Raw genomic sequence first — 19,557 nt, 5'->3', positions numbered from 1 at the left:
AAAAAAAAAATAAACGGGCGACATGCAACTTTTACTTCTTTGTTTTGTCTATTAAGTTAAATACATCAATCAAAATTATTATCTAATGAAACAATTACAAACGCTATTCTTTTTCACCTTTTTAGGTATTATTTTATCGGGTCATGCGCAGAACGAAGGCCAAGACCGATCCGATGACTATCTGGAATTCAATGACCGTAAGAACGTAGTACACGGCGTCTATTTAGGGCTGGATATGCGTTACGGCCAAATCGATGATAAGGATGCTTATTTGGGTGGCCTAAAGTTGGCCTACGTTGCCAATCAGCAATTCGAGGTCGGCTTTGAAGGCAATTTCATTTACTCGGATCAGGAGTATTTCAATACGGCCCTGGGCGATATCGAAGACCTGATCGGTGCTTATGGCGGCCTGCATCTAGAACCCATACTTTTTAGTAAATCGCTGGTCAATCTGTCATTTCCATTATTGATCGGCGGCGGAGGCGTCGGTTATATTGACCGCGATATTATCGAGAACGACGATATTGACCAGGACCTGACGGAAGATGATTTTGATCCTTTTTTCCTTGCCGAACCTGGGGTCAGCGCCCTGTTCAATATTTCGCGCTACCTGCAAGTCGAGGCGGGTGTGAAGTATCGATTCACCAGTAAAGTGACACTACGCCCAAATGGAATAAATAACCTAAATGGATGGTCTGCAGGAGTCGGAATCAAAGTCGGCGTGTTCAACATGGGCAGAAACCGCTACAAAAAGAACATCGGCGATGAAGAATAAAACCACGGCACAGAAACGGTTTCATGAAACCATCACGACCAAACATGTCTTTACCGAAAACGAACAGGTTTTTATGAAAAGGGATTGGGAAGAATACGACGGAATTGAAGTTGGAGAAGAAATCTGGTACCCCATCAATTTTCAGTGGATTCCGGTAAAGATTTTGGAAAAAAGTTTAACACATCAATCAAATATTCAATAACAATGAAAAAACAAAAATTTTTTATCGCGCTTGCCTTAAGCATGGTGTTACTGAGCTCTTGCGACCATGATAGTATCAGGGCCTCGGGCGAAGTGACCACTTTGGAATACGCCATTCCCGATTATTCAGAAGTAAAAGTTTCAGATGCATTCAATGTCTATGTCACCTTTTCCGATACCGAGGAAAGCATTAACATCGAGGCCAATGAGAACCTTCATAATAAGATAATCGTCAAAAGAGAAGGCAACGCCTTGGTAATACGGTTGAAGAGATTTACAACGGTCAGGGGCAATGCGACCCTCAATGCCTATATTTCAACCAAAAACGTCGCTGCCTTTGATTTGGGCGGGGCATCCCGCGTTACCTTGGAAAATGAATGGGTTCAATCAGACGCCAGAGTAGATCTTTCCGGCGCGTCCGACTTTACGGGAGAGATAGCTGCGGAGCGTTTGTATTTGAATGTCAACGGCGCATCGAATCTGGATCTTTTTGGAAACACCACTTTCCTGAACGCCAAATTATCCGGAAGCAGTAATGTTCGTAATTATGATCTATCGGTCGATAACCTGAACATCGAACTATCGGGTGCAAGCGAGGCCTTTCTTTCGGTCAAGGAGACCATCGATATCAGGGCTTCGGGTGCCAGCGTATTGAACTACAAGGGGAATGCCGCGATCAACAATCAAAAACTTTCGGGATCCTCTGAAATCAGAAATCGGAATTGACGGTCAAAAGTAAGGGTTGGAAATTTAGCGCTATGAGGTGTTTATGAATGCACTTCGACAAGCTCAGTGCGACATTTCCGTCACTTTGCTTTCCGGCCCTTTATTTTCAACCCATATTGTTTTATTGCCAGGTTAAGGGTTAAAACCCTGTTCCCTATAGCTTTGGGGATCTATTGCAATTACCTTGGTTTCTATAGACTTCCGGCGTGCCTGTCATTTCGAACAAAGTGAGAAATCCCATTGTAAATTAAAAACCAAGGGGTTCCTCGTCGCTTCGCTCTGTCGGAATGGCACAGTGCTCAAAAAAAGAATTTAAATCTTATTCATAAGTATGGCTTTAAAATGCATAGTGGTTTATCTATGTCTTTTTTGAAGCTCGTTTTCGATGTCACTTAGGGTAAAACCTTTGGCTTGGAGCAACACCAAATAGTGAAATAACAGATCGGCACTTTCATATAGGAACAAATCGTCATTGTCATCCTTGGCCTCGATAACGGTCTCTACGGCCTCCTCGCCTACCTTTTGGGCAATCTTGTTGATTCCTTTTTCAAATAGGGAAACCACGTACGAATTGTCATTCCGACGTAAGGAGGAATCTTTGGCAGCCTCTTCTTTTCTGTTCCTTATCGTTTCCTCCAGTTGGGATAAAAATCCGAAGTTTGAGCTATTGTTCCCGCCCCAACAGGTATCGCTACCGGTATGACACGTAGGCCCTTCTGGCTTCACGGAAACTAATAGGGTATCGTTGTCGCAATCGACTTTGACATCAATGAGATTTAGAAAGTTACCGCTCTCCTCCCCTTTTGTCCACAACCGCTTTTTGCTACGACTGTAGAAAGTGACCTTTTTGGTTTCTTGGGTCTTTTTCAGAGCCTCCTCGTTCATGTAGCCGAGCATCAATACGTTCTTGGTCATGGCATCTTGAACAATCGCGGGAACTAATCCATCCGGGTTTTTGGCAAAGTCTATTTTCATTTTGTATCGTTGTTCGTTGATGGTTGTTTTTTTGATGTTATCAAGTTATGATCATTTTTTATTCGAAATTAAATTCATGATCCAATTCGTACTTCTAAGCTCTAACTTCTTGCTTCTCCATACTCTTTTGTCCTACGTCTAATATCTTGTCTCTTGGTTCCAGAACTTCCATTATCAATCTCCATTCCCACTTCTCCATTCTAAAACATCAATTCTCCTTAGTCCATTATCGGTGGATTGCGTTACCTACAACCATCTACCGACATCTAATAATTAATTATAATCTTACGGGAATTCCGTTTGCTCGTAATTTTTCTTTAAGGTCCTTGATCGGGATTTCCTTAAAATGGAAAACACTGGCGGCCAGGGCCGCATCTGCTTTTCCTTCTTTGAAAGCATCCTCAAAATGTTGCATATTGCCCGCACCTCCCGAAGCAATAATCGGTATGTTCAATGCCGATGACAATCGCGCCAATGTGTCGTTGGCGAATCCGTTCTTGGTGCCGTCATGATCCATCGATGTAAACAGTATTTCGCCCGCACCCCGTTCTTCCACTTCCTTGGCCCATGAAAAAAGTTCGATTTCGGTCGGAACCTTGCCCCCTACCAAATGCACGATCCACCTACCGTCTATTTGCTTGGCATCGATGGCCACCACGATACACTGCGAGCCAAATTTGGCAACCAAATCGTTGATCAACTGCGGATTTTTTACCGCCGATGAATTTATCGAAACCTTATCGGCCCCATTCTTCAATAATATATCAACATCTTCAACGGATGAAATTCCTCCACCCACGGTAAAGGGAATGTTTACCTTTTCCGCAACATGATAGACCAGCTCGGCCAGGGTTTTTCTTTTTTGTTCCGTTGCCGAAATATCGAGAAAAACGAGTTCATCGGCTCCTTCCCGGCTATAGATCTCGGCAAGTTCAACAGGGTCGCCCGCATCGCGAAGGTCTACAAAATTGACCCCCTTGACCGTGCGGCCGTCTTTGATATCCAAACAGGGTATGATTCTTTTTTTTAACATAAAGCCCCCTCTAGTTCCCCGAATGGGGAGATTTTTTACTCGGACGCAAAGTCCATTTATTTACCTGCATTGCGTTTTCCATCAAACAAGTTTTACCACAAAATTGATAATAACATTTTGCGGTTTAGTTTTTTGTTCCCCCTTTGGGGGTTAGGGGGCTTTTAATATTCAAATCCCTTCCGTTATAAAACCCTAAATCTTTATTTTTCAGTTGTTTGGTCCAAAAAGCGATTTGGCCCGTATGGTACGAATAGTGCTCAACGGCGTGCAAGACCACACCGATTCCCGAAAAATAGAATCCCTGTACTTCACGCTTTCGTATCAGTTGCTCGATCGGGGCATCATTGATGACCCGTTTTGCCGTATCAACGGTTTCGGTCAATTTTTGTAATAGTTCAGCCTTAGTGGGGCCCGAGGTGGTTTCAAACTCCAAATCACGCTCACGCATGTCCTCCGTTTCGCCCAAGGAAGAAATCACATATTGGGTAATATTGCCACAGAGATGCAAGATCAAGTTGCCGACACTGTTCAGGTTTTGGTTCGGCTTTTGCCAAATATCGGCTTCTGACAACTGCGATAACGCAATCGTGTTCATTCGGGTGCTCTCATCCATTCGGTAAAGAGCGTTCTGCACAAATTCTTCGATAATTCTTTTTTCCATGGCTATGCGGATAAAATATAATTTTCAAGTTCTTTCAACCCAATTCTATTTTCATAGATCGCCTTGCCTATGATCGTACCCTCGCAACCGATTGCTGCCAACTTCGGCAGTTCGTCAAAAGCCGAAATACCCCCGGAAGCGATCAGTTTCAAAGGTTTTTTATGTGCAGGGCCTTCATCGGTAGTTCTTGACTGCGCTCGAACTGACCGTAGGATTTTTTCATATAGTTGAAACGAAGGTCCTTCCAACATTCCATCCTTGCTGATATCGGTGCATATAACATATTCGATTCCTTTTTCTTGATACGATTTTATGAAAGGTACCAACTCTTCTTTAGATTCTTCTTGCCAGCCCGAGACCGCCACTTTTTCATGCATTGCATCGGCACCCAATATGATTCTTTCGTGGCCGTATTTTGAAATCCAATCGGTAAACGTAGCCGGGTCTTTTATCGCGATACTACCCCCTGTAATCTGACCGGCCCCGCTTTCAAAAGCGATGCGCAGGTCTTCATCGGTTTTCAATCCGCCTCCAAAATCGATTTTCAAACCGGTCTTCGAGGCTATTTGTTCCAACACTTTGTGATTGACGATGTGTTTTGACTTTGCACCATCCAAATCCACCAAATGTAAATATTGAATGCCGTGGGCCTCGAATTTTTTCGCCACTTCCAACGGATTTTCATTATACACCTTTTTGGTATCGTAATCGCCTTTTGAAAGGCGCACGCACTTGCCTTCGATGATATCGATTGCGGGAATGATTCGCATTACAATTTTATTTTATCAATGGACATCCAATAAGGGGAATCTCCCACTCTTTTAAATCCAAAACGTTCATACAGGCCGTGTGCGTCCTTTGTTTTTAAAGCAACCGTTTGGACTTTTTCGATTACTTCGTGGTCCATCATATGTTTGACCAGTTCTTTGCCCAGCCCTCTACCCTGATATTCGGGAAATATGATGACATCCATCAAATAGGCGAACGCCACATAATCGGTTACAATACGCGAAAAACCCATTTGACCACCACTCGTATTATAAAGTCCGAAACACAGCGAATTATCGATAGTTCGCTGCACCTCTTCCATCGTCCTACCCATGCCCCAATAAGATTCGCGACCGATATATTGCTGGATGGCGGCGATGTTCAATTTGCTTTTGTCGTTGGAGATGTAAAAATCCATATAATCACATTTCAAGAAAATTCTTCAATATACGTTCGCCTATGGCTCCGCTTTTTTCAGGATGGAATTGGGTTCCGAAAAAATTATTCTTCCCCAATGCCGAGCTATACCTTACGTGATAGTCGGTCTCGGCTATCGTTTCATCACATAACCCCGCATAATAACTATGGACCATATATACGTGCTCATTTTCATTTACCCCCTCAAAAAGTTGTGATTTGAGGTCAGTAATAACGTTCCAACCCATTTGTGGTACCTTGACCCCATCGGAAAAGCGGACTACATCGACATCGAAAATCGCGAGACCTTGGGTATCTCCTTCTTCAGAGCCATTACACATCAATTGCATACCGAGACAAATGCCCAAAACGGGTTGTCTTAGTTCGGGAATCACATCTTGTAATCCGGTTTCGCGAAGTTTTTCCATTGCTGAACTGGCTTCCCCGACACCGGGAAAAATCACCTTATCGGCCTTCCGGATCTCATCGGCATCATTGCTAAGAATGGCTTCATAACCCAAACGTTTTAAAGCAAATTTGATACTTTGAATGTTTCCGGCACCGTAGTTTATGATAACAAGCCCCCCTGCCCCCGAAGGGGGAGACTTTTGATTGTTCTTTAAATTCATAATACTATTTTCATCATAGTTTTGGTTCCTCCCCTTTGGGGAGGTCAGGTGGGGCCTATAATATTCCTTTTGTACTTGGCAACACCATTTTTTCGACATCGCGTTTTACCGCCATTTTAATGGACTTTGCAAACGCCTTGAAAATGGCCTCGATTTTATGGTGCTCGTTGGTTCCTTCGGCCTTTATGTTCAAATTGGCCTTTGCGCCGTCGGTAAACGATTTGAAAAAATGGTGGAACATTTCGGTCGGCATATCACCTACCTTTTCGCGTTTGAAATCGGCCTCCCAGACCAACCAATTACGTCCTCCGAAATCAATGGCTACTTGGGCCAGACAATCATCCATCGGTAGACAGAATCCGTATCGTTCGATACCCAGTTTATTGTTAAGGGCCGAACTGAAAACTTCGCCCAAGGCGATACCCGTATCTTCTATGGTATGGTGCTCATCGACCTCCAGATCGCCATCTACCTTGATTTCTAGATCCATTTGACCGTGGCGGGCCAGTTGATCCAACATATGATCAAAAAATGCGAGTCCGGTCGAGATGGCGCTTTTTCCGGTGCCGTCCAAATTCAGCATGATCTTGATATCCGTTTCATTTGTTTTTCTATGAATTTGGGCCACGCGGTCCTTCAATTTCAAAAACTCATAGATTTTCTCCCAATCGTTGCTTTCCAATGCGATATAATCGTTCAATTCTTCCCGCTTGACCGTAATTTCCCCGGTGCCCAAGTTCGTTTCATCATTGATAAAAATTCCTTTTGCGCCAAGGTTTTTGGCAAGCTCCATATCGGTCAAACGATCACCGATTACATACGAATTCTTCAAGTCATAATCCTCCGAAAAATATTCGGTCAACAAGCAGGTGCCCGGTTTTCGGGTATCTGCATTTTCGTGCGGAAAAGTACGGTCTAAAAATACCTTGTCAAATACAACTCCTTCATTTTCAAAGGATTTTAAAATAAAATTATGCACGGGCCAAAACGTTTCTTCGGGAAAAGCGTCCGTGCCCAATCCATCTTGGTTGGTGATCATGACCAGTCTGTAATCCAACTCCTTGGCAATCTTGCCCAGAAAAGTAAAGGCCTTGGGGTAGAATATCATTTTTTCGAATGCATCGATCTGCTCATCGGCCGTTTCCTTGATGATCGTACCATCGCGATCTATGAAAAGAACCTTTGTTCCTCCTGCACCCGAAGTAGGAGTTTTTGCGTTAGGTCTGTTTACATCTTTCTTGTCCATATTTTTAACTTAAATTCTTTAAGGCCGTAACCAATTTTATATTCTCTTCGGAAGTACCGATGGTAAGACGCAAGGTGTTTTCGCATAGTGGTTGTGAACTGCGATTTCGAACCACTACGCCTTTTTTCAACAATTGTTCATACCGCTTATCGGCATCATCGACCTTGACCAACAAAAAATTGGCATCGGAGGGATATACCTTTTTTACGAACGAAACCTTTGGCAAAACCTGGAGCAACAATCTTTTTTGTTCGAGGAGTTCGGTCACTTCGGATTGGATCCTTAAAATATTCGCCACCCGTTTTAGTGCATAGGCCTGTGTCAGTTCATTGACATTATAGGGCGGTTTTATTTTGTTCAATACGGAAATAATAGCTTCGGATGCGATACAAATGCCCAAGCGGATTCCGGCCATGCCGTAGGCTTTTGAAAGTGTCTGGGTTACCACAAGGTTCGGAAATTCTTTCAAGCGCGAGACCCAACTCGTCTGTTCGGAAAAATCGATATAAGCCTCGTCGATGATGACCAATCCCGTAAAACTTTTCAGCAATTTCAAGATAGAAGCTTCATCAAAACTGTTTCCGGTGGGATTGTTCGGTGAGCAGATAAAGATCAGTTTGGTATAAGAATCAACTTGTTTCAGAATGGAATCGACATTCAACTGAAAATCTGTGGTCAATAGAACCTCTCGATTTTCGATATCATTGGTGCCGGCCAATACTTTGTACATTCCATAAGTCGGCGGCAATGTAATGATGTTGTCGGTTTTGGGCTCGCAGAACGCGCGAAACAACAGATCCAATACTTCGTCACTGCCATTGCCCAAAAGAATGTTCCTCTGGTCCAGCTTCTTCTGTTCGGCCAAGACCGTTTTCAAACCACGTTGTTGTGGATCGGGATACCTATTGACCCCATTGTCGAACGGATTCTCATTGGCATCCAAGAAAACCATCTCGGACCCATCGGAAACATACTCATCGCGCGCCGAGGAATAGGGTTTTAGGCCTTTGACATTTTCCCTGATTATATTTTCTAAATTGAACTTCATTGATTCTTCATTATCGATATTACATCTCGACTGCGCTCGATGTGACAGTTCGGTTCCGATTGACATGATGGTTCAACCATACAACTATTCTAAACTCTTCAATCGCAGTGTAACCGCATTTTTATGTGCCTGCAAACCTTCGGCCTCGGCCATCGATTCAATGGCACCACCGATTTTCTGAATGCCCTCCTTACTTATTTTTTGAAAGGTCATACTCTTCATAAAACTATCGAGGTTTACACCACCATACTGTTTGGCGTATCCGTTGGTTGGCAGGGTATGATTGGTGCCCGAGGCATAGTCACCTGCACTTTCGGGGGTGTAATTGCCTATAAAAACCGACCCCGCATTCTTGATTCCATTACTATAAAAATTTTCATTTTCGGTACAGATAATCAAATGTTCCGGGCCATATTCGTTGATCAGTTCCAATGCATTGGCATCGTCTTCCATAAAGATCAATTTACTGTTCGCTATAGCTTTCCCTGCGATTTCCTTTCTCGGTAGTTCGTTCAACTGAAGTTCCACTTCCCACTCGACCTTATCCAACATCGTTTTTGAGGTAGATACTAAGATTACCTGACTATCTACACCATGCTCGGCCTGGCTCAACAGATCGGAAGCCACAAAGGAAGCATCTGCCGAATCATCGGCAACGACCAATAGTTCGCTCGGCCCCGCAGGCATATCGATGGCCACCCCATATTTAGTGGCCAACTGTTTGGCTACCGTTACGTATTGGTTTCCCGGGCCAAAAATTTTGTATACTTGAGGAATGCTTTCAGTACCAAAGGTCATCGCCGCAATGGCCTGGATTCCACCAACTTTAAAAATCTGCGTTACACCACAAAGATCCGCTGCATATAGAATAGCCGGATCGACCTTACCATCGGAACCTGGAGGTGTACATAAAACCACTTCTTCGCAACCCGCGATGTTCGCCGGAACCGCTAACATCAAAATTGTTGAAAACAAAGGTGCCGTTCCCCCGGGAATATAGAGTCCGACTTTTTGTATCGGCCTTTTTTCTTGCCAGCATCGTACTCCGTTTACAGTTTCGACTTCTACCCTATTTGTTCTTTGGGCTTTGTGAAAGGTCTCGATATTTTTTTTGGCCAGCTGAATTGCATGTTGCAATTCTTGAGAAACCAATGCCTTTGCTTCTTTCAGTTCACTTTGGGCTACTGAAAAATCCTTCAGACGAGCCCCATCGAATTTTTCGGTATATTTTTTAAGAACGGCATCCCCATTTTCGTGTACTTCGGAAAAAATCGATTCAACGGTTTCTTCGATGTCGTCAACAGTTTGGGTAGGCCGTTTTAAAACGGCTTTCCAATCTTCCCTTAATGGATTATATATTTTTTGCATAAGCCCCCTCTAACTCCCCCAAAGGAGGAGGATTCGAAAGCCCCCTCTAACTCCCCCGAAGGGGCAGGGCTTTGTATTATTATATCTATTCATTTTATCTATCATCCTTTATTTTTTTTCTCCTATTCAGAGAAATCGGGTGTAACCTAGAGCACCATTTTCTCGATCGGGCAGACCAAGATACCTTCGGCGCCCGCCTGTTTTAGTTCATCGATAACTTCCCAAAAAGTATCCCGATTGATGACAGTATGTACCGAGCTCCATCCCTCTTCGGCCAACGGCAGTACCGTTGGGCTACGCATACCGGGCAATAGTCTTAAGACCGCATCCAATTTATCGTTCGGAGCGTTCATCAAGACATATTTTGATTGACGTGCCTGTAAAACGGACTTAATCCTGAATTGGATTTTCTTTAGGATTTTCTTTCGCTCTTCGGATATTTTTGGAGAAACCGCCAATACCGCTTCACTTTTCAGCATGACTTCGACTTCTTTCAGATTATTCTTGAACAAAGTACTTCCGCTGGAAACGATATCGCAAATGGCATCGGCCAACCCTATGTTCGGGGCAATCTCGACAGAACCATTGATAATGTGCAATTCGGCCTTTACCCCTTTTTCGTTTAGATAGTTACGGACGGTATTCGGGTAGCTCGTCGCGATACGTTTTCCTTCAAAATCATTAATTGAACCGTATTTCATCGCCTTTGGGACAGCCAACGAAACCTTACATTTTGAAAAGCCCAATTTTTCGACCACGTCGATATCTTCGCCTTTTTCGATCAATACATTCTCGCCAATAATGGCGATATCGACTACGCCATCGCGCAAATATTGCGGAATATCACCATTGCGCAGATAGAATACCTCCAAAGGAAAATTTCTGGCATTGGCCTTGAGCTGATCTTTGCCGTTATCGATCGAGATTCCACAATCTTTTAGCATACTTAGTGAGTCTTCATTGAGCCTTCCCGACTTTTGTATGGCGATCCTTATTTTGGTCATTTTGTTTTTTTTGTGCTCGAGAGAACCAAATTGGTTTAAAAACAAAACCCGTTTGATTTCTCAAACGGGTTATATTTATGTTGTAATACTACAATACATTTTTACCTCGCTTGAGCGCAACGGTAAAAATGATGATGTGTATTATTGTTCCTCATGATGGTGTAAATGTAAAACTTATTTTCAATTCTCAAAAGAAAAGTTCAAAATTGAACATATTCATTGTTCTAAGCTTATAAAGCAAACAAAATCTAGTTATTGCCCAAGATCAATGGCAATCCCGAATCGCCCGAACCTACTACCACGACTTTGGCATTCGGCGATTCCGATAATTTCAAGGTAGCGTCGATACCTTTGTCCTGAAGGATCTTATCGGTAAGCGAGGCACTGAGTATTTTGTTGGCATCGGCCTTTCCCTGCGCCTCGATACGAACTTTTTCGGCCTCTTTTTCTGCAGTGACCAATCGAAACTCATACTCCAAGGACTCTTGCTCTTGTTTTAACTTCCTTTCAATGGCCTCTTTAATGGTTGGGGGTAGCGTAACATCCCTAATAAGCACTTCGTTCAATTGAATGTATTGGTCGTCAACTATTTTCTTGGTTTCCTCATAAATTTCGACCTGTATGGCATCGCGTTTGCTGGAATAGAGTTGCTCGGGCGTATATCGGCCTACAACGCTACGAGCCGCCGAACGTATAGCAGGCAGCAAAATACGCTCTATATATTGTTCGCTTTTTTCTTGGTGCAGCTTTCCCAAGTCTTGATATTTGGGCTGGAACCAAGTCGAGGCATCGAGCTGTATATCAAGTCCGTTTGAAGAGAGTACCTTCATTTTTTCAAATACCTCTTGTTGCCTGACTTCATAAACATATACTTTGTTCCATGGTGCCACAATATGAAAACCCTCTCCCAATGGCGGCTCATCGGTGACGACCCCGCCACCGAAAGTTTTGTAAAGTACTCCCGCTTCACCTGAACCTATGGTAACAGCGGATTTTGAAATCAGAATTACCAATGCGATCAATACGAATACGACTGGTAATGCAATTTTTGGCAATCTTTCCATTCTGTTCTTTTTTATGTTAATCCGTTATACTTTCTAATAAACCATTCCATCGCAAGAGCAGCGACGATCAAGCCCAATAGCACGCGAAAATCGATTAAAGATACGACATTTTTAACGCTACTCTGAATAGGTCTGAAACGCTGGTCGCTTGTTACATTTTCAATCATATCTTCAATCTGGGAAGGAAAAAAAAGCTTACCGCCACTAGTGTTCGCAAGCCGCTCTAATTTTTTATAATCACTTGAAAGAAATTGTTGTTCGACATCGAAATCCAAAATGGTGAAGGATCCCGACTTCGAACGATTTTCTTCTTTTACGGTAAGCGTAAAATCGTATTGCCCCTCACCCAGATTCGAAAGATCTGCTTCATAAACATTTTCTTTCAGCAACATCGGTATTTCGGTCGAAACACCATTGTCTTTGCCCTTGATGCTCAATTGAATGCTGGCATTGGGATCAAAAAGAAACGCTTCATCGAAATACGTCGCCGAAATTTTGACATCATTGCTTCCTTCATAGACTGTACGGTAGTCAACCTGCAACCGCTCCTTTGAGTCATTATCGGATAAATAAACCATCAGTTTTCCAAAAAAATCGTCGAAATTTTTGAAGTCCTGGTTTTCCCTATAACAGTGCATACGCCATTTCCATAGGTTTTCACCCATGATATACGCTTTTTTGTGGTTGCCCAAGTCGGTTACGAACATCAACGGATTATCCATTGCCATACCTTTTATACTCATGTTCAAAAGCACATCGTTCGCACCATATGCCCCGATCAGCTCGGCACCGCTCTCTAAGGGAGGATAGCCTTCGAAGGAATGTTCTGAAATATCGTACTTTGAAAAAGCTGCATTCAGCACCGGTGTAACTTCTTGGACGATACCGTTGTCGTTAACTTCATAATTTTTCTGTATAGAACCGAAAAAACGCCAATCGGTATGCGCTCCATTAACGATAATCGTTGCTGCCTTGCTTCTTTCTATATATTCAAAAACGGCTTTAAAGGTCGTACGCGGTTGATAAAGTACAAAAAGGTCTATTTCTTCGAGTTCTTCTGTCGCAAGCGGCGGTTTCATTACTGAAACGGTGCGTTGCTCATTACTTTCAATTGCCTTGACCAAAGCTCCGATATCCGGATGGTTTATTTCCGAAATTATACCAACGTTCACTTTTTCATCGATAACTTCGACAGCAACGGTTTTGCCATTGTTGATTACATTACGTTCATTTTCCAATGATGCTATCGTTACCTTCACTGATTTCGTACCCACTGAACGCGCCTCCAACAAAGTGCTTACCACCTTGGAGTTCTCATCGTTTGAGAAGGATAGGTTCTCGCGATGCACCACTTTACCATCAACCTGTAAAGAAAGCGACCTAGTCACATTTTGATTACCATTGTACGATACGTAAACTTCAACGGGGTACCTATTCTTTAGGAAGGCAAAACGATTAACGTTGACCTGGTCGACCCTTAAATCCTCATAGCTCGTAGTGTCTCCGACAACAATCGGAAAAACGGGCAGCTTTTCATTGGTACTATAAAATGAATAATCTTTTCCAAGAGTCTGATTGCCGTCGGTCAACATTACGATTGCCGAGTTCGTTTTAGCATAAATATCACCGATTGAAGTAAGGGCCTTAGCGATGTTCGTATTTTTACCCTGAAAATCCAAAGTGTCAGAATCGCTAAGATTGGTATCAAATCGATAATCGCTAACATTGAATTGATCTGTAATATTGGTGCTTCCTTTTATAGAGGCTGTGATTTGATCGATGGTTTCTCGGTCTGATGCGACCGAGGAAGAATTATCGGCCAGAACGATCAAATTGGTTTTTTGCAAAGTCAAGACCTGCTTTGAAAATTTGGGATTTATCAGCAATAAGAGTATTGCCAATAGTGCTATAAAACGCAAAAAGGATAAGATGACCGCTAAATTCCTTCTTTTCTTGGCATACTTGTAGTATTGAAATACAACGACCGCTAAGGCAATAATTCCGGCAAGAACGATAAGGAGGACAGTCTTTGTATCCATTAAAAAAAATTCAATTCAAGTCAAGACATTGCCCCAATAGGTTCTGAATCATAGACTAACTACGGGCTATCTCGATCAAGTCAACATTCCCCCGTCAACATTAAGAACCTGACCTGTAACGTAAGCGGACAAATCGGAAGCAAAGAACAGGCATGCGTTGGCAATATCTTCAGGGGTACCGCCTCTTTTCAACGGAATATTGTCACGCCACCCCTGCACCGTTTTCTCATCTAATTTGTCGGTCATCTCAGTTTCTATAAATCCCGGGGCTATGGCATTGCAGCGTATATTCCTTGATCCCAATTCGAGGGCGACCGACTTCGTGAAGCCTATCATGCCTGCTTTTGAGGCCGCATAGTTGGTTTGACCGGCATTGCCCTTTACCCCAACTACACTGCTCATATTGATTATCGACCCCTTACGCTGTTTTAGCATGGTGCGCTGAACGGCCTTGGTCATATTGAAAACCGACTTTAAGTTAATTTCGATAACCGAATCAAAATCTTCTTCCGCCATTCGCATCAAAAGGTTGTCTTTGGTTATCCCCGCATTGTTTACAAGTACATCGATACCCCCGAAGTCTTCCAATACCTTTGAAACGAGGTTTTCTGAGTCGGCAAAACTTGCGGCATTGCTTTTATACGCCTTGGCCTTGACACCTTTTTCCAAAAGTTCCTTTTCCAACGCCAGAGCCGGAGCTTCACTTGAACTATAGGTAAAGGCGACATTTGCCCCATTTTCGGCAAACACTTTGGCTATGCCCATGCCAATACCCCTACTTGCCCCCGTTATGATAACATTTTTCTTCTCGAGAAGTCCCATTGATATAGTTTTAGTCGGTTTTACCTCAAATATAGGTTTTGTTTCATTCAATGGCCAAAAAAAATCCCGTTGGCTACGGGATTTTACAATTGCTTTAACCAGAAATCAACCCATTACTTCCTTTACTTTTTTTCCGATTTCGGCTGGGGAATCAACAACATGTATACCGTGTTCCCTCATAATCTTTTTCTTAGCCTGGGCGGTGTCATCACTTCCACCTACGATAGCGCCTGCGTGGCCCATGGTCCTTCCAGCAGGAGCTGTTTCACCTGCAATAAACCCTATGATAGGTTTTTTGCTGCCGCTTGCTTTATACCACTTAGCCGCATCGGCCTCCAATTGTCCTCCAATCTCGCCGATCATCACCACACAATCCGTTTCAGGGTCATTGATCAACAATTCAACGGCATCTTTGGTGGTTGTACCAATAATGGGGTCGCCACCGATACCTATCGCGGTCGTAATGCCCAAACCTTGGCGTACTACCTGATCGGCAGCTTCATAGGTCAGAGTTCCGGACTTAGATACGATTCCAACATTTCCTTTTTTGAACACAAAGCCGGGCATAATGCCCACTTTTGCCTCTCCCGGGGTTATGACCCCCGGACAATTAGGGCCCACCAGACGACAGTCCCTATGCTTGATATAGTCAAAAGCCTTGACCATATCGGCCACGGCTATGCCTTCGGTAATGGTGATGATAACCTTGATTCCCGCATCGGCCGCTTCCATTATTGCGTCGGCCGCAAAGGCCGGGGGAACAAAAATTATGGTAGTGTCGGCACCAACTTTTTCAACGGCTTCTTCGACGGTGTTGAATACAGGTTTTCCCAAGTGCTGTTGTCCTCCTTTTCCCGGCGTCACACCTCCAACGATATTGGTTCCGTATTCGATCATCTGTTCGGCATGAAAGGTGCCCTCGCTACCCGTAAAGCCTTGTACAATAATTTTCGAGTCTTTGTTGACTAAAACGCTCATTTGGTATCTGGTTTCTTGTTATTCAAATTCTTATTATGCAAAAGTATGTGTTTGGCAATGATTTCTAAAGAAATCGAATCTATTATTCTTCTTCCAATTTTTTTATAATGTCAGGAATCTTTTTAATGTAAGCAAGTTGTTTCAACTTTTCCCTTGATTCTTGAATGGGTGTTCCGAAATAGCTCTTGTCTCCGGGCACTGATTTTGTGACTCCTGTCTGGCCCATGATTATGGCATTTTTACCAATGGTAATACCGCTGTTCGTGCCAACTTGCCCCCATAGCGTAACCCCATCTTCGATTACGACACAGCCCGCAATGCCGGTTTGGGAAGCGATCAAGCACCTTTCGCCAATTTCGGTGTCATGGCCAACATGTACTTGATTGTCGAGCTTGGTTCCTTTTTTGACGGTAGTATCGCCCGTAACCCCTTTGTCAATGGTGCACAATGCCCCTATCTCAACATCATCTTCCAATACGACACGCCCGCCCGAGATCAACTTGTCAAAGCCATTGGGGCGTTTTTTGTAGTAGAAGGCATCTGACCCCAAAACAGACCCGGCATGAACAATAACATTGTTACCGATAACACAGTTGTCATAAATCGAAACATTGGCATGAATGATACAATCATTTCCGATCACAACATTGTTTCCGATAAAAGTATTAGGTTGTATTACGGTATTTTTACCGATTTTGGCGGAAATCGCTATTGAATCTGCCGCTTTTTCAAAAGGCTTGAAAAATTGGGTCAACACATTGAAGTCGCGAAACGGATCTTCCGATAAAAGCAGGGCCTTGCCTTCTGGACATTCTACCTCTTTGTTGATAAGGACGATGGTTGCCTTGGATCTTAACGCCTTATCGTAATACTTTGGATGGTCTACGAAAACGATCTCACCCTCTTTTACAACATGGATCTCATTCATGCCGAGCACGGGAAAATCGTCAGGCCCCACCGACTTGCAACCTATAATAGTTGCGATTTGTTTTAGGGTATGGGGTGTGTGAAATCTCAATTGATGATTTTTTGGAACCTAGTCTTTGACCCTTTCCATATAGGAACCCGATGCGGTATCGACTTTTATCTTATCGCCTTCATTGATGAACAAAGGTACGTTTACTTCTGCGCCGGTTTCCACTTTTGCCGGTTTGGTGGCATTGGTAGCCGTATTGCCCTTGACCCCGGGTTCGGCATAAGTAACTTCTAAAATCACACTTGCAGGCATGTCGACCGAAAGCGGCATATTGTCTTCGGTATTGAAAAGAATCGTAACCACTTCTCCTTCCTTCAACAATCCAGGAGCGTCCAACGTGCTTTCTTGGAGGGTGATCTGATTGTAATCGTCGGTATTCATAAAATGATAGGTTTCGCCATCGGCGTACAAATACTGATAAGAACGCGTCTCAACACGTACATCCTCAATTTTATGGCCGGCCGAAAAAGTATTGTCCAAAACCTTTCCATTGGAAACGCTTTTAAGCTTGGTTCTAACAAATGCGGGACCCTTCCCGGGTTTTACGTGTAAAAATTCGATGATCTTGTATATATCGTTATTGTAACGAATACAAAGTCCTTTTCTAATGTCTGATGTTGATGCCATATATTTATGTTGTGCTAAAATATCCTTTCATTATCCCACGCTGGGAATCACGAATAAACTGAAGAATTTCGTCCCTTTCTGGAGTGGCCTCCATTTCCGCTTCGATAATTTGAACCGCCTGGGTATTGTTGTAATGTTTCTGATATAAAATTCTATAGATGTTCTGTATTTCGCGTATTTTCTCTGATGGAATGCCACGTCTTCTTAGTCCTACCGAATTAATACCGACATATGACAAGGGCTCCCTGGCCGCTTTCACGAAGGGGGGGACATCTTTACGCACCAAAGAACCTCCGGTAACAAAGGCATGCTGCCCGATCGAAACAAACTGATGTACGGCCACCAACCCAGCCAGAATGACGTTATCGCCAATCGTCACGTGCCCTGCCAAGGTAGAGTTGTTCGAAAAAATACAATTGTCGCCAACGACACAATCGTGGGCGACATGGCAATACGCCATAATCAAACAATTCTTTCCAATAACGGTCTGGTTTCGATCCGAGGTGCCCTTATGAATGGTCGCGCATTCACGAATGGTGGTGTTGTTCCCTATCGATACGGTGGTTTCTTCTCCTTTGTATTTAAGATCCTGAGGTGGGGCCGAAATAACGGCACCGGGAAAAATATTACAGTTCTTCCCTATACGCGCACCTTCCATAATGGTCACGTTGGAGCCGATCCAAGTACCCTCTCCTATGGTAACATTATTATGTATTGTCGTAAATGGTTCTACGACGACATTCTTGGCGATTTTCGCTCCGGGGTGTATATAGGCTAACGGTTGGTTCATTCTAATCGCCTTTAACCTTGATTATTTGGGCCATTATTTCTGCCTCGGAGGCAAGTTTGCCATTCGCGTAGGCTTTTGCATGCATTTGACATATGCCTCGACGAATAGGCTGCATCAGGTCTAACTTAAAAATCAAAGTATCGCCAGGAACGACCTGTTGTTTGTAACGTACCTTGTCGATCTTCAGCAGGTAGGTCAAATAGTTTTCGGGGTCTGGCACCGTGGTGAGTACCAAAATACCGCCTGTTTGCGCCATTGCCTCTAATTGAAGTACCCCGGGCATGACAGGAGCCCCAGGAAAGTGGCCCACAAAAAAGGGTTCGTTCATGGTCACGTTCTTAAGCCCTATTACATGAGTATCGGATAACTCCAATATCTTATCGACCAAGAGAAAAGGGGATCTATGGGGCAACATTTCCATAATCTTGGTCACGTCCATCAAGGGAGGTTTGTTCAAGTCGATATCGGGAATGTTGTTGCGTTTTTCGGTCTTAATAATTTTGGACAGTTTTTTGGCGAAGAGGGTATTGACATAATGACCGGGCTTGTTGGCAATAACCTTTCCACGAATTCTCGTGCCAGCCAATGCCAGATCACCAATGACATCAAGTAATTTATGCCTAGCAGCCTCATTCGGTTGGTGCAATACAAGATTGTCCAATATCCCGTTAGGTTTTACCGAAAGCTTTTCTTTTTTGAAGGCTTTTTCCAATTTTTTCATCGTCGTATCGGAAATCTCCTTGTCTACATAGACGATGGCATTATTGAGGTCACCACCTTTTATGAGTCCATGCTCAAGAAGCATTTCCAACTCATGTAAAAAACTAAAAGTGCGGGCATCGGCAATTTCTTCTTTGAAATCGGAAAGCTTTTCCAAGGTCGCATTCTGTGTGCCCAGTACTTTGGTTCCGAAATCGACCATGGCCGTAACTTGATAGGTATCTGCCGGAATAACCGTTATCTCGCTGCCCGAAGCCTCATCTTTATATGAAATTACTTCCTTTACAATGTATTCGTCACGCAACGCTTCTTGCTCGACTATGCCCGCTTTTTCCAAAGCTTCAACAAAAAATTTGGAAGATCCGTCCAAAATTGGAGGTTCTGGGGAATCAAGCTCGATGAGCACGTTATCGATTTCCATACCGACCAAAGCGGCAAGCACGTGTTCCGATGTCATAATTTTGACCCCTCTTTTTTCAAGGTTCGTGCCACGTTGCGTATTCACCACATAGTTGGCATCGGCCTCGATAATCGGTTCGCCTTCAAGGTCGACGCGTTTGAAGGCATAACCATGATTTTCAGGTGCCGGAACGAACCTTAACGTCACGTTCTCCCCTGTATGCAGGCCTACACCTTTTAAGGTGGCCTCAGTGGCTATTGTTCGCTGTCTAGTTTTTGTCGTGCTCACCG

The 19,557-nt window shown here is 43.5% G+C and carries 21 protein-coding genes; 3 read left to right on the top strand and 18 right to left on the bottom strand.

Annotation, left to right across the window (positions count from 1 at the left end; genetic code table 11):
- Positions 1–85 precede the first annotated feature (85 nt).
- From ACEZ3G_RS09885 to ACEZ3G_RS09875, 3 genes are read left to right on the top strand one after another with little or no spacing between them, the layout of a single operon-like run.
- Positions 86–775, top strand: coding sequence for a hypothetical protein (locus ACEZ3G_RS09885; RefSeq protein ID WP_432425323.1), 690 nt, complete (start codon positions 86–88; stop codon positions 773–775).
- Positions 765–977, top strand: a complete 213-nt coding sequence (locus tag ACEZ3G_RS09880) for a hypothetical protein (RefSeq protein WP_432425322.1) — start codon at positions 765–767, stop codon at positions 975–977. The genes ACEZ3G_RS09885 and ACEZ3G_RS09880 overlap by 11 nt, the downstream gene beginning before the upstream one ends.
- A 2-nt stretch (positions 978–979) precedes the next feature.
- The gene (locus ACEZ3G_RS09875; protein WP_432425321.1) at positions 980–1,702 is read left to right on the top strand and encodes a head GIN domain-containing protein; all 723 of its coding nucleotides are present in this window, start codon (positions 980–982) and stop codon (positions 1,700–1,702) included.
- A 354-nt stretch (positions 1,703–2,056) separates the two neighbouring features.
- Here ACEZ3G_RS09875 and hisIE read toward each other — a convergent pair whose 3' ends face one another.
- The 18 genes from hisIE to ACEZ3G_RS09785 all read right to left on the bottom strand — a co-directional run bounded on the left by hisIE (position 2,057) and on the right by ACEZ3G_RS09785 (position 19,555).
- Positions 2,057–2,698: a bifunctional phosphoribosyl-AMP cyclohydrolase/phosphoribosyl-ATP diphosphatase HisIE gene (hisIE, locus tag ACEZ3G_RS09870; protein ID WP_432426059.1), complete on the bottom strand. Its 642-nt coding sequence runs from the start codon at positions 2,696–2,698 to the stop codon at positions 2,057–2,059.
- Positions 2,699–2,954: 256 nt separating this feature from the next.
- Positions 2,955–3,710: an imidazole glycerol phosphate synthase subunit HisF gene (gene hisF / locus ACEZ3G_RS09865; protein WP_432425320.1), complete on the bottom strand. Its 756-nt coding sequence runs from the start codon at positions 3,708–3,710 to the stop codon at positions 2,955–2,957.
- A gap of 124 nt (positions 3,711–3,834) precedes the next feature.
- Positions 3,835–4,371: a DinB family protein gene (locus ACEZ3G_RS09860; protein ID WP_432425319.1), complete on the bottom strand. Its 537-nt coding sequence runs from the start codon at positions 4,369–4,371 to the stop codon at positions 3,835–3,837.
- A gap of 2 nt (positions 4,372–4,373) precedes the next feature.
- Positions 4,374–5,141, bottom strand: coding sequence for a 1-(5-phosphoribosyl)-5-[(5-phosphoribosylamino)methylideneamino]imidazole-4-carboxamide isomerase (gene hisA / locus ACEZ3G_RS09855; RefSeq protein WP_432425318.1), 768 nt, complete (start codon positions 5,139–5,141; stop codon positions 4,374–4,376).
- A complete protein-coding gene (locus ACEZ3G_RS09850; RefSeq protein ID WP_432425317.1) occupies positions 5,141–5,557 on the bottom strand; it encodes a GNAT family N-acetyltransferase in 417 nt (138 codons plus the stop codon). Before ACEZ3G_RS09850 ends, hisA begins: the two co-directional genes overlap by 1 nt.
- 4 nt (positions 5,558–5,561) lie before the next feature.
- Positions 5,562–6,185, bottom strand: a complete 624-nt coding sequence (gene hisH / locus ACEZ3G_RS09845) for an imidazole glycerol phosphate synthase subunit HisH (protein ID WP_432425316.1) — start codon at positions 6,183–6,185, stop codon at positions 5,562–5,564.
- Positions 6,186–6,240: 55 nt separating this feature from the next.
- Positions 6,241–7,431 (bottom strand): bifunctional histidinol-phosphatase/imidazoleglycerol-phosphate dehydratase HisB, encoded by a 1,191-nt coding sequence (hisB, locus tag ACEZ3G_RS09840; protein ID WP_432425315.1) that lies wholly within the window; start codon positions 7,429–7,431, stop codon positions 6,241–6,243.
- Positions 7,432–7,435: 4 nt separating this feature from the next.
- Positions 7,436–8,479, bottom strand: a complete 1,044-nt coding sequence (gene hisC, locus ACEZ3G_RS09835) for a histidinol-phosphate transaminase (protein WP_432426058.1) — start codon at positions 8,477–8,479, stop codon at positions 7,436–7,438.
- A gap of 84 nt (positions 8,480–8,563) precedes the next feature.
- Complete coding sequence (gene hisD, locus ACEZ3G_RS09830; protein ID WP_432425314.1) at positions 8,564–9,847, bottom strand: histidinol dehydrogenase; 1,284 nt, start codon at positions 9,845–9,847, stop codon at positions 8,564–8,566.
- A 146-nt stretch (positions 9,848–9,993) separates the two neighbouring features.
- Entirely contained in the window at positions 9,994–10,851 is an 858-nt protein-coding gene (gene hisG, locus ACEZ3G_RS09825; protein ID WP_432425313.1) for an ATP phosphoribosyltransferase, read from the bottom strand.
- Positions 10,852–11,099: 248 nt separating this feature from the next.
- Positions 11,100–11,915: a prohibitin family protein gene (locus ACEZ3G_RS09820; protein ID WP_432425312.1), complete on the bottom strand. Its 816-nt coding sequence runs from the start codon at positions 11,913–11,915 to the stop codon at positions 11,100–11,102.
- Positions 11,916–11,926: 11 nt separating this feature from the next.
- Positions 11,927–13,954 (bottom strand): VWA domain-containing protein, encoded by a 2,028-nt coding sequence (locus tag ACEZ3G_RS09815; protein WP_432425311.1) that lies wholly within the window; start codon positions 13,952–13,954, stop codon positions 11,927–11,929.
- A 75-nt stretch (positions 13,955–14,029) separates the two neighbouring features.
- Complete coding sequence (gene fabG / locus ACEZ3G_RS09810; protein ID WP_432425310.1) at positions 14,030–14,776, bottom strand: 3-oxoacyl-[acyl-carrier-protein] reductase; 747 nt, start codon at positions 14,774–14,776, stop codon at positions 14,030–14,032.
- A gap of 105 nt (positions 14,777–14,881) precedes the next feature.
- Complete coding sequence (sucD, locus tag ACEZ3G_RS09805) at positions 14,882–15,754, bottom strand: succinate--CoA ligase subunit alpha (RefSeq protein ID WP_432425309.1); 873 nt, start codon at positions 15,752–15,754, stop codon at positions 14,882–14,884.
- Positions 15,755–15,836: 82 nt separating this feature from the next.
- Positions 15,837–16,772: a UDP-3-O-(3-hydroxymyristoyl)glucosamine N-acyltransferase gene (locus ACEZ3G_RS09800; protein WP_432425308.1), complete on the bottom strand. Its 936-nt coding sequence runs from the start codon at positions 16,770–16,772 to the stop codon at positions 15,837–15,839.
- Between the two features lie 18 nt (positions 16,773–16,790).
- Entirely contained in the window at positions 16,791–17,357 is a 567-nt protein-coding gene (gene efp / locus ACEZ3G_RS09795; RefSeq protein ID WP_432425307.1) for an elongation factor P, read from the bottom strand.
- A gap of 4 nt (positions 17,358–17,361) precedes the next feature.
- Positions 17,362–18,147, bottom strand: coding sequence for an acyl-ACP--UDP-N-acetylglucosamine O-acyltransferase (gene lpxA, locus ACEZ3G_RS09790; RefSeq protein ID WP_432425306.1), 786 nt, complete (start codon positions 18,145–18,147; stop codon positions 17,362–17,364).
- Between the two features lies 1 nt (position 18,148).
- Positions 18,149–19,555: a bifunctional UDP-3-O-[3-hydroxymyristoyl] N-acetylglucosamine deacetylase/3-hydroxyacyl-ACP dehydratase gene (locus ACEZ3G_RS09785; protein WP_432425305.1), complete on the bottom strand. Its 1,407-nt coding sequence runs from the start codon at positions 19,553–19,555 to the stop codon at positions 18,149–18,151.
- Positions 19,556–19,557: the final 2 nt, after the last annotated feature.

The organism is Meishania litoralis, from assembly GCF_042611095.1.
Classification (GTDB): domain Bacteria; phylum Bacteroidota; class Bacteroidia; order Flavobacteriales; family Flavobacteriaceae; genus Meishania; species Meishania litoralis.
This window is presented reverse-complemented; position numbering and strand designations above follow the sequence as displayed.